Here is a 12411-nt window from a genome sequence, read left to right on the forward strand (position 1 = left end):
GCGAAGAGGCCGGTAAAAAAACACATAGGTGGATCAATGACCGATCAACCCCTGGCCCTGACCGTAGAACAAGGCCTGCACGCCGAACAGGAATTGCTGGCCGCCGTCTGTCGCGGGGAGTGCGACAGTGGCGTGCTGTTCTGGCGCCCGACCGACCACGCCCTGGTCATGCCCCGGCGCATGAGCCGTCTGGAAAACTTCGAAGCCGCCTGCGCGGAGCTGGCGATTGCCGGCTGGCCGGTGCTGCTGCGCGAAACCGGCGGCGAACCGGTGCCGCAGTCACACTCCACGGTGAACGTAGCCCTGGTCTATGTTGCCCCCCGCAGCGAAGGAGACCACGGCCGTATCGAAAAGGCATACGAGCGCTTGTGCCTGCCGCTATGCGACGTGCTGCGCGAGTGGGGCGGGGTGGCGTCGGTGGGCGAAATCGACGGTGCCTTCTGCGATGGCCGCTACAACGTCAACCTCAATGGCCGCAAACTGGTGGGCACCGCCCAGCGCTGGCGCCAGGGGCTGGGTGGAAAGCGCCCGGTGGTGCTGGTGCACGGTGCGCTGCTGCTGGACAACGAGCGTGATTCGATGGTGGCTGCGGTCAACCGCTTCAACGAGTGCTGCGAGCTGGAGCAGCGCTGCCGCGCCGATGCGCACATCGCCCTGCACGAAGTGGCGCCTGCGGCCCCATGGTTCGAGCGGCTGTCGCAGGCCTATGCCAAGGTGCTGGCCGACCTGCCCAGGGACTAGCGGGTACCGTAGACCACCATGGTCTTGCCTTTGACCTGCACCAGGCTGCGTTCTTCAAGATCCTTGAGGACGCGGCCGACCATTTCCCGCGAGCAACCGACGATGCGGCCGATTTCCTGACGAGTGATCTTGATCTGCATGCCATCGGGGTGGGTCATGGCGTCGGGTTGCTTGCACAGTTCCAGCAGGCAGCGGGCGACACGCCCGGTAACGTCGAAGAACGCCAGGTCGCCGACCTTGCGCGTGGTATTGCGCAGGCGCTGGGCCATCTGGCTGCCCAAGGCATAAAGGATTTCCGGGTCTTGGCGCGCCAGTTCGCGAAATTTCTCATAACTGATTTCGGCCACTTCGCATTCGGTCTTGGCGCGCACCCAGGCACTGCGCTGCTGTTCACCTTCGACTGGTTCGAACAGGCCCAGCTCGCCGAAGAAGTCGCCATTGTTGAGGTAGGCGATGATCATTTCATGGCCGTCATCGTCCTCGATTAGGATGGTGACCGAACCCTTGATGATGAACGACAGTGTCTCGGCCCGGTCGCCGGCGCAGATGATGTTGCTTTTGGCGGTATAGCGACGGCGCTGGCAGTGCACCAGCAGCTTTTCGATGTTCTTGATCTTGGCGGGTAGGGCGGAAGCAACCATCACGAAATCCTGTTCGATATGACGCATAGGCTTTTTATAAAGGTTGGCTGGCGGAGCGCGCCAGTCATTTGGCGCCAGCTTATCAGACACTACAGGATGTTTCGGTACTAAACCGACATGACTCGTACTTTTCCCACAGCCGTACAAGGTCTAAGCTGACACCCTTTTTCGTAAATCAGGAGTCCGGGTAGATGAAGGCACGTATCCAGTGGGCCGGTGAGGCGATGTTCCTCGGCGAATCGGGGAGCGGCCATGTCGTCGTGATGGACGGCCCGCCCGAGGCCGGTGGCCGTAACCTGGGCGTGCGCCCGATGGAGATGCTGTTGCTGGGCCTGGGTGGCTGCAGCAGCTTTGACGTGGTCAGCATTCTGAAGAAGTCGCGCCAGGCGGTGGAAAGCTGCGAGGCGTTCCTGGAGGCCGAGCGTGCCAGCGAAGACCCGAAGGTGTTTACCAAGATCCACATGAACTTCGTGGTGAAGGGGCGTGGGCTGAAGGAGGCCCAGGTCAAGCGTGCGGTAGAGCTGTCGGCGGAGAAGTATTGCTCGGCTTCGATCATGCTCGAGCGTGCCGGGGTTGAGATTACCCACGGGTACGAGATTGTAGAGCTGGGTCAAGGCTGACATTTTGGGGCCGCTTTGCGCCCCATCGCGACACAAGGCCGCTCCTACAAGGGATCGCGTACCACCTGTAGGAGCGGCCTTGTGTCGCGATGGGGCGCGGAGCGGCCCTGGCAATTTCAGCTGCGAAGCGCCGGCAGCGCAGCCCGCACCCATCCCGGCAAACAATCGCGCATCACCCGGCTCAACTGCTCCCGCCGCTTCTGGTAAACCAGCCCCAGCCCGATAACCCCCAGCCCGATCAGGGTCACCACCACCGGGAACAGCAGCGAGTCGGCAAACACCTCGTACGACAGGTACCCCAGGTAAGCCGCCACACCCAACGCCCCGAACACCATGAACACCGGCCGGCGCAACAGCACCGCCATACCCATCAGGGCAATATTGATCAGGCAGTACAGGGCCTTGCCCAGCTCACTGCCGCTGTCCACCAGCGTCAGCCCGCCCCAGAATGCCGCCAGCCCGGCCAGGTAGCCCCAGTGGGCATAGTCTTCGCGGGTGCGGCCGTCCACACCAACAAAAAACACCAGCAAGCCCAGACCGAACCACAGCGAAACCTCGCGGCGCTGTTCCCAGCTGAATGGCGAGCCGAAGAACCATTCGCTCAAGTCCATCGACATGAACCACAGGGCGACGGCAATCGGCATGACGATAAACGGGTAGGGGATCAGCCTCAGCATCAACAGCCCGGCAAGTACCGTGGCTGCTTCCATTGCCAGCCAGCCGCCCTGCACGTAGGTGTAGTACTGGTGATAGTTCGCCTGCGCATCATCCATTGGCCACCAGCCGGCCAGCCGTTCGATGGCGAACACCGCCAACGGCACGATGCTGACCGCCACCGCCGCCAGCACCCCGGCCGCGACGGGCTGTACGCGCCGTTGCAGGTTAACGGCGAACAGTGTGAGCAGCAGAATATAGAGGCTGGCGATGAGCAGCAGCGCCCAGTCGCCGATGCGCATCCAGGCTTCGGTGAGCAACCAGCCCATGGCTGCCATGATCAGCATGGCGCCGAAGTAGAACGCGACATGGGCCAGCTGGAAGCTGCCACGCTGTGCTGGTCGCTGGCGCAGGAACGCCAGCAGGGCCTGGTCCTGGCCCGGCTGGAGAATGCCGGCTTGCACGGCGCGCGCCAGGTCCTTGGCGTCGAAACGGTCCGTCATGGTGATGCCTTCAGATACGGTAGGTACTCTTGGTCATGACTTTGGCCAACAGGCTCATGCCAAAACGGACTGGGGCAGGGAAGCGATAACCGCCGGCTTCCAGTGCAGACTCGGCGTGCTGTTCCTCGTCGACGCGCATCTGTTCGAGGATGGCCCGGGACTTTTCGTCTTCCTGCGGAATCTGCTCCAGGTGCTCGTCGAGGTGCTTGCACACCTGATGCTCGGTGGCGGCGACGAAGCCAAGGCTGACCTTGTCGCTGACCAGCCCGGCGAGTGCACCGATACCGAACGACATGCCGTAGAACAACGGGTTGAGCACGCTGGGGTGGCTGTTCAGCTGGCGAATGCGCTGTTCGCACCAGGCCAGGTGGTCCACTTCTTCCTCGGCGGCATGTTCCATGGCCTTGCGCACTTCGGGCAGCTTGGCGGTCAGGGCCTGGCCCTGGTACAGCGCCTGGGCGCACACTTCACCGGTGTGGTTGATACGCATCAACCCGGCAACATGGCGGGCCTGCTGTTCGTCAAGGTCGACGTCCGGCTGGACGATGGCCGGCGAAGGGCGGGCGGGTTGGCCGCTGAAGGGCAGCAAGGTGCGCATGGCGGTATCGGCCTGCAGCAACAAGCGGTCGAGCGGCGAGTAGTGACGTTCGGTAGCCATCGGGCACCTCCGCAAGAATGTGCCCGACAGTTTACCGCAATAGTGGCAGGGTCGCTTGCCGTGGATCAGCCCGGTGGCCAGTGCATCTGGCGCTGGCCAAGCACGTGCATGTGGATGTGGTAGACGGTCTGGCCGCCTTGCTCGTTGCAGTTCATGACTACGCGGAAGCCTTCTTCGCAGCCAAGTTCCTTGGCCAGGCGCTGGGCGGTGAACAAGATGTGACCAGCCAGGCCTTTGTCTTCCTCGGTCAAGTCATTGAGGGTGCGTATGTGCTTTTTCGGGATGACCAGAAAATGCACGGGCGCCTGGGGGGCGATATCGTGGAACGCCAGAACCTGGTCGTCCTCGTAGATGATCTTCGCCGGGATTTCCCGGTTGATGATCTTGATGAATAGATCGTCCACAGCACTTGCTCCATGGTGAGGGTCGGGCCGAGTGTACTCAGCCGGGCGCCGCTCGCCCAGTAGCTATTCCATACCAACCGGGCAATAGCGGTGGTGGATGGCACCGGCCAGCTTGCGCACCAGCCAGCGCGGCAGCAGACGCGGGGCGAACGCCATCCAGCGGTTGCGCCGGCCGGGCATGATCAGCGCGCGGTTCTTGTCCAGCGCGCGCACCGTGTACAGCGCAACTTCCTCAGGGCTGAGGCAGCGTGGCTTGCCATCCAGCCGCGGAATGCGCCGGCGCGAGGAGTGCACCGGGCCTGGGCACAGTACCGAAACCTTGATGCCGGTGCGCTTGAGTTCTTCACGCAAGGCCTGGGAGAAGCTCAGTACATAGGCCTTGCTAGCGGCATAGGCGGCCATCCACGGGCCAGGCGCCACCCCGGCCAGGCCCGCGACATTGAGGATCTGTCCGCCGCCCTGCACGGCCATCAGGTTACCGATGGCGTGGCACAGGCGGCTCAGGGCCAGCACGTTGACTTCCAGCAAGTCCTGCTCGTCCGCCCACTCATGGGCCAGGAATGGCCCGTAGGTGCGCAGGCCGGCACAATTGACCAGCAGGTCTATACGTCGCTCGCCTTCCTCCAGTTCAAGCACGAAGCCTGACAGGCGTAACGGTTGGCTCAGATCGCAGGCGCGGAATAGCACCTCGACACCGAAACGTTGGGTCAGTTCGATGGCCACCGGCTCCAGCGTTTCACGCTGGCGAGCCACCAGGATCAGGTTGCGCCCGCGCCGCGCCAGGGCTTCCGCCAGGGCGAGGCCCAGGCCGCTGGAAGCACCAGTGATCATGGCGTAACGGGTCATGCAAGGCTCCTGGGGGCTGAAGAGGGCGCCTAGTGTACAGCTTGGCCAGTCAAGGTGTTGCCTTTTGCTACAAGGTACGGGCGCGCAGGGCCTGGCAGCGCTCCAGAGCGTCCCGGTACTCGTCATGCAGCCGTCCGATCAGTGCGCTGGCACTGGGCAGGTCGTCGATACCGCCGACCCCCTGGCCCGCCGACCACACGGTCTTCCAGGCCTTGGCTTCATCGTCGATCGGCTTGAGCTTGCCTTGCTCGTGGCCGCCCTTGAGGGTATCCATGTCGTAGCCAGCTTGCTCCAGGCTCGGGCGCAGGAAGCTGGCAGGGACGCCGGACACCGCTGGGGTGTGGATGATGTCGGCGGCATGGGAATCGAGCAGCATCTGCTTGTAGGCGCCCGGGGCCTGGCTTTCTGCGGTGGCGATGAAGCGGGTGCCCATGTACGCAAGGTCCGCACCCAGCATTTGCGCGGCGAGGATCTCGTGGCCGTGGTTGAGGCAGCCGGCCAGCAGCAGGGTCTTGTCGAAGAACTGGCGAATCTCTGCGGCCAGGGCGAACGGGCTCCAGGTGCCAGCATGGCCGCCTGCGCCCGCAGCGACGGCGATCAGGCCATCGACGCCGGCTTCGGCGGCTTTCTCGGCATGGCGGCGGGTGGTGACATCGTGGAACACCAGGCCGCCGTAGCCATGCACGGCATCGACCACTTCCTTCACCGCGCCGAGGCTGGTGATGACGATCGGTACGCGATGTTCCACGCACAAGGCCAGGTCGGCCTGCAGGCGCGGGTTGGTCGGGTGGACGATCAGGTTGACGGCATAGGGTGCTGGCGCCTGCAACAGTGCCAGGCCTGCCTCGATTTCCTCCAGCCAGGCCTTGAAGCCGGCGCTGTCGCGCTGGTTCAGGGCCGGGAAGCTGCCGACCACGCCGTTGGAGCAGCAGGCCAGTACCAGCCTGGGGTTGGAGATCAGGAACATCGGTGCGGCAACCACGGGCAGGCGCAGGCGTTGTTCGAGGGAGGCAGGTAGCGACATGGCAAGGCTCCTTGAGCGGGTGGCTATGTCAGAACGGTTTGACCACCACCAGAATTACGATACCCAGCAGGAACAATACGGGTACTTCGTTGAACCAGCGATAGTAGACATGGCTGCGGGTGTTGCTGCCGCTGGCGAAGCGCTTGCGCTGGGCGCCGCACATGTGATGGTAGACGGTCAGCAGGATGACCAGGGTCAGCTTGGCATGCAGCCAGCCCTGGCTGAGCCAGCCGGGCGTGAGATAGAGCATCCACGCGCCGAACACGTAGGTGGCGATCATCGCCGGGTTCATGATGCCGCGAAACAGCTTGCGCTCCATGGTCACGAAGCGTTCCTGGCTGATGCTGTCCTGGCTTTGGGCGTGGTAGACGAACAGCCGCGGCAGGTAGAACAGGCCGGCGAACCAGCAGACCACGCTGACGATATGCAGCGCTTTGATCCATAGGTAAAGCATGGGGGAGTTCCTTCAGGTATTCACGGTCGTCAGATAGTAGTGGTCAAGCGCCCGAAGGGTCACCCGAAGAGTTGTTACAGGCGCCTTGCGCCCCTATTATCGTGCGCTTTCCAGACGGCTCGTTGATAAGGGGCAAGCGTTATGATCAAGGTCGGTATCGTCGGCGGCACGGGTTACACCGGCGTCGAACTGTTGCGTCTGCTGGCACAGCATCCACAGGCCGAAGTGGCGGTCATCACTTCGCGCTCCGAGGCGGGCGTTGCAGTGGCGGACATGTACCCGAACCTGCGCGGCCACTATGACGGGCTGGCGTTCAGCGTGCCGGACAGCAAGACCCTGGCAGCCTGCGACGTGGTGTTTTTCGCCACCCCGCACGGTGTTGCCCACGCCCTGGCTGGCGAACTGCTGGCGGCCGGTACCAAGGTGATCGACCTGTCGGCCGATTTCCGCCTGCAGGACGCTGCCGAGTGGGGCAAGTGGTACGGCCAGCCGCACGGTGCGCCAGAGCTTCTCAAGGACGCGGTATACGGCCTGCCTGAAGTCAACCGCGAGAAGATTCGCCAGGCGCGCCTGATCGCTGTGCCGGGTTGCTACCCGACTGCTACCCAACTGGGCTTCCTGCCGCTGCTGGAAGCTGGCCTGGCCGACCCGTCGCGCCTGATCGCCGACTGCAAGTCGGGTGTCAGCGGCGCTGGTCGTGGTGCGGCGGTGGGCTCGCTGTTCTGCGAAGCCGGCGAAAGCATGAAAGCCTACGCAGTGAAGGGCCATCGCCACCTGCCGGAAATCAGCCAAGGTCTTCGCCTGGCCGCTGGCAAGGATATCGGCCTGACTTTCGTGCCGCACCTGACGCCAATGATCCGTGGCATTCACGCCACCCTGTACGCTACCGTCGCCGACACCTCGGTCGACCTGCAGGCGCTGTTCGAGAAGCGTTACGCCAACGAACCGTTCGTCGACGTGATGCCGGCTGGCAGCCATCCGGAAACCCGCAGTGTGCGCGGTGCCAACGTTTGCCGCATTGCCGTTCATCGCCCGCAAGGTGGTGACCTGGTGGTGGTGCTGTCGGTGATCGACAACCTGGTCAAGGGCGCGTCCGGCCAGGCAGTGCAGAACCTCAACATCCTGTTCGGCCTGGACGAACGCATGGGCCTGTCCCACGCGGGCCTGCTGCCATAAGCAGCCAGCTTGCGAAAAGGCCCGCGTCGTGCGGGCCTTTTTGTATGTCGCGACTAAAGCCGCACAATTCTTGACCGATTTTCTCGGGAAAGCGGATAATGCGCGTCATCGAGTTTTATGGCGGCTACCACGCCGGGAGAATCAACATGAGCGTCGAAACCTTCACCCCTACCGCTTTGGAATTCACCCACGGCGCTGCGCAAAAGGTGAAGAACCTGGTTTCCGAGGAAGGCAACGATCGTCTGAAGCTGCGCGTGTTCGTCACCGGTGGTGGCTGCTCGGGCTTCCAGTATGGCTTTACCTTCGATGAGGACGTGGCCGAAGACGACACCATCGTCGAGCGCGAAGGTGTTTCCCTTGTGGTCGACCCAATGAGCTTCCAGTACCTCGCCGGCGCCGAAGTGGATTACCAGGAAGGTCTGGAAGGCTCGCGCTTCGTGATCAAGAACCCGAACGCTGCCACCACCTGTGGTTGCGGCTCCTCGTTCTCGATCTGAGGCCTGGCCATACGAAAACGCCGCGCAATTGCGCGGCGTTTTGCTTTCTGGCGTAACGTTCAGGCCGGGTAGATTGCGCCGAGTACGCGCAGGCCCTTGGCCGCTGTCACGCTAGGGCGATTGGCAGCGATGCCTTCCAGGCAGCAGTGGGCCAGCCAGGCGAAGGCCATTGCTTCGACCCAGTCCGGGTCCACGCCATGGGCGCCGGTGCTGGCGACACGGGCGTCGGGCAGCAACTGGCCAAGGCGTGCCATCAGGGCGCCGTTGCGCGCACCGCCACCGCAGACCAGCAGCGCTTCGGTGCCTTGCTGGGCGTTGCTCAACGAGTCGATGATGCTGCGTGCGGTCAGTTCCAGCAAAGTTGCCTGTACGTCCTCGTCGCGGTAAGCGGGCAGGCGGGCCAGGTGACCTTCCAGCCAGGGCAGGTTGAATACTTCGCGACCGGTGCTCTTCGGGCCGATTCCGGCGAAGAACGGGTCGGCCAGCAGTGCGCTGAGCAAGTCCGCTTGCACCAAGCCCGAGGCAGCCCAAGCCCCATCCGCATCGTAGGCCTGGCCGCGCTTGCGTTCGATCCAGGCATCCAGCAGCACGTTGCCCGGGCCGCAGTCGAAGCCGTGGACTGGCTTGTCGTGTTCGATCAGGCTGAGGTTGCTGAAGCCGCCCACGTTGAGAATTGCCAGGCGCTGGCCCAGATGGCTGAACAACGTTTCATGGAAGGCCGGCACCAGTGGCGCACCTTGGCCGCCGGCGGCCACATCGCGACGGCGGAAGTCGGCGACCACGCTGATACCGGTAAGCTCGGCCAGCAGCGCCGGGTTGCCGATCTGTACGGTAAAACCGCGTGCAGGTTCGTGGCGGATGGTCTGGCCGTGGCTGCCGATGGCGCGGATGGCTCCGGCCTGCAGTCCTTGCCTGGCCAGCAGTTGGCAGATGCCTTCGCCTGCCAGGCTGGCCCAGCGGTTTTCCGCCAGTGCAGCGCGGGCGATCTCGTCAGGGCCGCTGCTGCAAAGGCCCAGCAGTTCCTGGCGCAGGTCGCCGGGCATGGGCAGGTAGTGGGTGGCGAGCAGTTCGAGCTGCTCGCCTTGTTCGATCAAGGCAATGTCCAGGCCATCAAGGCTGGTGCCGGACATCACCCCCAGGTATAGCGCCATGTGCTTAGCGCTTGTTCGCTGCGAGCAGGGTGGCCTTTTCCTGATCCATGCGGGCGATCAAGGGCTGGCTCTGCTGCAGGAAACGCTGGCGCTCGTTCCTGGCGATCGGGTCGGCCATCGGCACTTTCTGGCTCAGCGGGTCAACGTGCACACCGTTGACCTGGAACTCGTAGTGCAGATGCGGTCCGGTGGACAAGCCGGTGGTGCCGATGTAGCCGATGATCTGGCCCTGCTTGACCGAGCTGCCGGTCTTGATGCCCTTGGCAAAGCCCTGCATGTGGCCGTACAGCGTCTTGTAGCGGTTGCCGTGCTGGATGATCACGGTATTGCCGTAACCACCGCGGCGCCCGGCCAGTTCGATGCGGCCGTCACCGGCTGCCTTGATCGGAGTGCCGCGTGGGGCGGCGTAGTCGACGCCTTTGTGGGCACGGATCTTGTTCAGGATCGGATGCTTGCGGCCGGCAGAGAAGCGCGAGCTGATGCGGGCGAAGTCGACCGGGGTGCGGATGAATGCCTTGCGCAGGCTGTTGCCATCTGCGGTGTAGTAACTGGTGTTGCCCTGCTTGTTGGTATAGCGCACGGCGGTGTAGGTCTTGCCGCGGTTGGTGAAGCGCGCGGAGAGGATGTTGCCGGTACCGACGACCTTGCCGTCCATCACCTTTTGCTCGTAAACCACATCGAATTCATCGCCCGGGCGGATGTCCTGGGCGAAATCGATGTCGTAACCCAGCACGCGAGCCATGTCCATGGTCATGCTGTGGGACAGGCCGGCACGTTGGGCCGAGGCCGACAGCGAGCTTTTGATCACGCCGTGGGCGTAGGCGGTACGCACAACCGGCTTGCTGATCTCGCGGTTGAAGGTATAGCCCTTGTCGGTCTTGTTCAGGCGAATGGTTTCGAGGTTGCTGACCTTGCTGTGCAGGCTGGCCAGCTGGCCGTCCTTGTCGAGCTCGAACTGCAGCACCTGGCCATGCTTTAGCTGGCTGAACTGCTTGGCCTGCTTGTTGCTGGCCAGAACGTCGTGCACCGCGTTGCTCGGCAGGCCGACCTTGGCGAACAGTGTGGACAGGGTGTCGCCACGGGCCACGGTGACTTCGCGGTGGCTGGGCTGCTTGGCAGCTTCGACGACCGGTTCGGCCGCAGGGGCTTCCTGCTCGGCCTTCTGCGTCTCGGGGGCGGCCTCTTCGATCTGGGCGAATGGTGAGCCTTGCTCACCTTCTGCCTGCACCAGCGGCGCAGCGCGGGATTCGTCCTTCAACTGCTCGGCAGGGCTCTCCAGCTCGAGGTTGAGGGTGGTTTTCTTGGCTTCCACTTCGCTGGAAGGAAACACCAGCAGGGCCAGGCTGAGCAGGGCGGCTATGCCGCTGGCGGCCAACAGATGGCTTTTCGGATAAAGCGGGGGCGCTTTAGGCGGTTCGTTGGTCATGGGCAAGGTGACTTTGAAAAAGGTGAAATGGAAAAGATGAATGACATGATGAAGATGAAATAACTGTATAAAATATAACCAAAACCATTTTCACGCAAGGGCGCGTAGACGCCGCAAGCCCGGGCTCGGGTCACATTCCTTTGCGAAACTTGTAATTGACGGCCGATCTTGTATGGTTGGCTCCCCCTGAATCTGAGCCTTGCGGGTTTGTCTATGAAGTCGGTTGAAGAGCAGCTGGCGCTTATCAAGCGCGGCGCGGAAGAAGTACTGGTCGAGTCGGAACTGGTGGAGAAGCTCAAGCGCGGCCAACCTCTGCGCATCAAGGCCGGCTTCGACCCGACCGCGCCTGACCTGCACCTTGGGCACACGGTGCTGATCAACAAGCTGCGCCAGTTCCAGGATCTGGGGCATCAGGTCATCTTCCTGATCGGTGACTTCACCGGCATGATCGGCGACCCGAGCGGCAAGAGCGCCACGCGCCCGCCGCTGACCCGCGAGCAGGTGCTGGAAAACGCCGAGACGTACAAGCAGCAGGTGTTCAAGATCCTTGATCCGGCCAAGACCGAGGTTGCATTCAACTCCACCTGGATGGACAAGCTGACCCCGGCCGACTTCATTCGCCTGGCGTCGCAGTACACCGTGGCGCGCATGCTCGAGCGCGATGACTTCGACAAGCGCTACACCACCAACCAGCCTATTGCCATCCACGAGTTCCTGTACCCGCTGGTGCAGGGCTATGACTCGGTGGCATTGAAGGCTGATGTCGAACTCGGTGGCACTGACCAGAAGTTCAACCTGCTGATGGGGCGTGAACTGCAGCGCGCCTATGGCCAGGAGGCGCAGAACATCGTGACCATGCCGCTGCTCGAAGGGCTTGACGGCGTGAAGAAGATGTCCAAGTCGCTGGGTAACTATGTGGGTATCCAGGAAGCGCCGGGGGTGATGTACAGCAAATTGGTGTCGATCCCGGATACCCTGATGTGGCGCTACTTCGAGCTGCTGAGCTTCCGTTCCATGGAAGAGATCGAGCAGTTCCGTACCGACGTCGCCAATGGCGCAAATCCGCGCGACATCAAGATCAAACTGGCGGAAGAGATCGTTGCACGCTTCCATGGCGAAGAGGCTGCGGCCAATGCTCACCGTGCCGCGGGTAACCGCATGAAGGAGGGCGAGTTGCCGGAAGATCTGCCGGAGGTCGAAGTCGCTGCGGCTGAAAGCCTGCCAATTGCCGCCGTGCTGAACCGGGCTGGCCTGGTGAAGAACTCGGCTCAGGCGCGTGATTTGCTGAGTGGTGGTGCGGTCAAGGTTGATGGCGCGGTGGTCGATCGTGACTTCGTGTTTGCGCTGGGTGCAACCCATGTGTGCCAGGCGGGCAAGAAGTCGTTTGCTCGGGTTACCCTCAAGGCCGAGTGATTGTCTGCAGGTGTAGCTATATAGAAGCGGGGAGGTCGACAGGCCTCCCCGCTTTGCTTTTCGGCGATATTAAAGTTTCTTGAAATTAAAGGTTGACGCCCTCTCGAATCCCCTTATAATGCGCCCCACTTCCAGCGACATCGGAATGACAAACTTCTTGAAATTCAACAAGTTAGGTTGTTCAGAAAGAGTTGAAAGGGCTG

The 12411-nt window shown here is 62.7% G+C and carries 14 protein-coding genes; 5 read left to right on the forward strand and 9 right to left on the reverse strand.

Translation table 11 applies throughout. From position 1 onward, the window contains the following. Window positions 1–36 precede the first annotated feature (36 nt). On the forward strand, window positions 37–741 hold the full coding sequence (locus tag RR51_RS09025; RefSeq protein ID WP_039613259.1) for a lipoate--protein ligase family protein: 705 nt from the start codon (window positions 37–39) through the stop codon (window positions 739–741). Here the strand turns inward: RR51_RS09025 and crp are convergent. Beyond that, window positions 738–1382 carry a cAMP-activated global transcriptional regulator CRP gene (gene crp / locus RR51_RS09030; RefSeq protein ID WP_039613260.1) on the reverse strand — a complete coding sequence of 215 codons (645 nt, stop codon included), beginning with the start codon at window positions 1380–1382 and terminating at the stop codon, window positions 738–740. The two genes, RR51_RS09025 and crp, sit on opposite strands and share 4 nt — an antisense overlap. Window positions 1383–1573: 191 nt before the next feature. Between crp and RR51_RS09035 the strand changes: the two genes are divergently transcribed. Beyond that, window positions 1574–2002: an OsmC family protein gene (locus RR51_RS09035; protein ID WP_025337475.1), complete on the forward strand. Its 429-nt coding sequence runs from the start codon at window positions 1574–1576 to the stop codon at window positions 2000–2002. A 116-nt stretch (window positions 2003–2118) separates the two neighbouring features. On the opposite strand, the gene RR51_RS09040 is transcribed toward RR51_RS09035, so the two are convergent. The 6 genes from RR51_RS09040 to hemJ form a co-directional block, all read right to left on the reverse strand. After that, window positions 2119–3159 (reverse strand): hypothetical protein, encoded by a 1041-nt coding sequence (locus RR51_RS09040; protein WP_039613261.1) that lies wholly within the window; start codon window positions 3157–3159, stop codon window positions 2119–2121. A 10-nt stretch (window positions 3160–3169) separates the two neighbouring features. Beyond that, the gene (gene coq7, locus RR51_RS09045) at window positions 3170–3817 is read right to left on the reverse strand and encodes a 2-polyprenyl-3-methyl-6-methoxy-1,4-benzoquinone monooxygenase (RefSeq protein ID WP_003258825.1); all 648 of its coding nucleotides are present in this window, start codon (window positions 3815–3817) and stop codon (window positions 3170–3172) included. Window positions 3818–3882: 65 nt separating this feature from the next. Next, window positions 3883–4221 carry a histidine triad nucleotide-binding protein gene (locus RR51_RS09050; RefSeq protein WP_013970615.1) on the reverse strand — a complete coding sequence of 113 codons (339 nt, stop codon included), beginning with the start codon at window positions 4219–4221 and terminating at the stop codon, window positions 3883–3885. A gap of 63 nt (window positions 4222–4284) precedes the next feature. After that, window positions 4285–5067 carry an SDR family NAD(P)-dependent oxidoreductase gene (locus RR51_RS09055; protein ID WP_039613262.1) on the reverse strand — a complete coding sequence of 261 codons (783 nt, stop codon included), beginning with the start codon at window positions 5065–5067 and terminating at the stop codon, window positions 4285–4287. 67 nt (window positions 5068–5134) lie between these two features. Continuing rightward, window positions 5135–6091: an NAD(P)H-dependent flavin oxidoreductase gene (locus RR51_RS09060; protein ID WP_039613263.1), complete on the reverse strand. Its 957-nt coding sequence runs from the start codon at window positions 6089–6091 to the stop codon at window positions 5135–5137. A 28-nt stretch (window positions 6092–6119) separates the two neighbouring features. After that, on the reverse strand, window positions 6120–6545 hold the full coding sequence (hemJ, locus tag RR51_RS09065; protein ID WP_003258833.1) for a protoporphyrinogen oxidase HemJ: 426 nt from the start codon (window positions 6543–6545) through the stop codon (window positions 6120–6122). Between the two features lie 141 nt (window positions 6546–6686). Here hemJ and argC point away from each other — a divergent pair, with 141 nt between their 5' ends. Next, window positions 6687–7721, forward strand: coding sequence for an N-acetyl-gamma-glutamyl-phosphate reductase (argC, locus tag RR51_RS09070; protein WP_013970618.1), 1035 nt, complete (start codon window positions 6687–6689; stop codon window positions 7719–7721). 146 nt (window positions 7722–7867) lie between these two features. Then, window positions 7868–8218, forward strand: coding sequence for an iron-sulfur cluster insertion protein ErpA (erpA, locus tag RR51_RS09075; RefSeq protein WP_015268740.1), 351 nt, complete (start codon window positions 7868–7870; stop codon window positions 8216–8218). A gap of 59 nt (window positions 8219–8277) precedes the next feature. On the opposite strand, the gene RR51_RS09080 is transcribed toward erpA, so the two are convergent. Next, complete coding sequence (locus RR51_RS09080; RefSeq protein WP_039613264.1) at window positions 8278–9369, reverse strand: anhydro-N-acetylmuramic acid kinase; 1092 nt, start codon at window positions 9367–9369, stop codon at window positions 8278–8280. A 4-nt stretch (window positions 9370–9373) separates the two neighbouring features. Next, complete coding sequence (locus RR51_RS09085) at window positions 9374–10795, reverse strand: peptidoglycan DD-metalloendopeptidase family protein (protein WP_039613265.1); 1422 nt, start codon at window positions 10793–10795, stop codon at window positions 9374–9376. A 213-nt stretch (window positions 10796–11008) separates the two neighbouring features. Between RR51_RS09085 and tyrS the strand changes: the two genes are divergently transcribed. Further along, on the forward strand, window positions 11009–12208 hold the full coding sequence (gene tyrS / locus RR51_RS09090; protein ID WP_013970622.1) for a tyrosine--tRNA ligase: 1200 nt from the start codon (window positions 11009–11011) through the stop codon (window positions 12206–12208). The last annotated feature ends 203 nt before the right edge of the window (window positions 12209–12411 follow it).

It is taken from the genome of Pseudomonas sp. C5pp, assembly GCF_000814065.1.
Taxonomy (GTDB): Bacteria; Pseudomonadota; Gammaproteobacteria; order Pseudomonadales; family Pseudomonadaceae; genus Aquipseudomonas; species Aquipseudomonas asiatica.

Excerpts from the sequence above, each read along its gene's own strand:
- argC (WP_013970618.1), top strand. The coding sequence starts at position 6,687 with ATGATCAAGGTCGGTATCGTCGGCGGCACGGGTTACACCGGCGTCGAA.
- coq7 (WP_003258825.1), bottom strand. The coding sequence starts at position 3,817 with ATGGCTACCGAACGTCACTACTCGCCGCTCGACCGCTTGTTGCTGCAG.
- RR51_RS09055 (WP_039613262.1), bottom strand. The coding sequence starts at position 5,067 with ATGACCCGTTACGCCATGATCACTGGTGCTTCCAGCGGCCTGGGCCTC.
- RR51_RS09035 (WP_025337475.1), top strand. The coding sequence starts at position 1,574 with ATGAAGGCACGTATCCAGTGGGCCGGTGAGGCGATGTTCCTCGGCGAA.
- erpA (WP_015268740.1), top strand. The coding sequence starts at position 7,868 with ATGAGCGTCGAAACCTTCACCCCTACCGCTTTGGAATTCACCCACGGC.
- hemJ (WP_003258833.1), bottom strand. The coding sequence starts at position 6,545 with ATGCTTTACCTATGGATCAAAGCGCTGCATATCGTCAGCGTGGTCTGC.
- RR51_RS09060 (WP_039613263.1), bottom strand. The coding sequence starts at position 6,091 with ATGTCGCTACCTGCCTCCCTCGAACAACGCCTGCGCCTGCCCGTGGTT.
- crp (WP_039613260.1), bottom strand. The coding sequence starts at position 1,382 with ATGGTTGCTTCCGCCCTACCCGCCAAGATCAAGAACATCGAAAAGCTG.
- RR51_RS09085 (WP_039613265.1), bottom strand. The coding sequence starts at position 10,795 with ATGACCAACGAACCGCCTAAAGCGCCCCCGCTTTATCCGAAAAGCCAT.
- tyrS (WP_013970622.1), top strand. The coding sequence starts at position 11,009 with ATGAAGTCGGTTGAAGAGCAGCTGGCGCTTATCAAGCGCGGCGCGGAA.
- RR51_RS09025 (WP_039613259.1), top strand. The coding sequence starts at position 37 with ATGACCGATCAACCCCTGGCCCTGACCGTAGAACAAGGCCTGCACGCC.
- RR51_RS09080 (WP_039613264.1), bottom strand. The coding sequence starts at position 9,369 with ATGGCGCTATACCTGGGGGTGATGTCCGGCACCAGCCTTGATGGCCTG.
- RR51_RS09040 (WP_039613261.1), bottom strand. The coding sequence starts at position 3,159 with ATGACGGACCGTTTCGACGCCAAGGACCTGGCGCGCGCCGTGCAAGCC.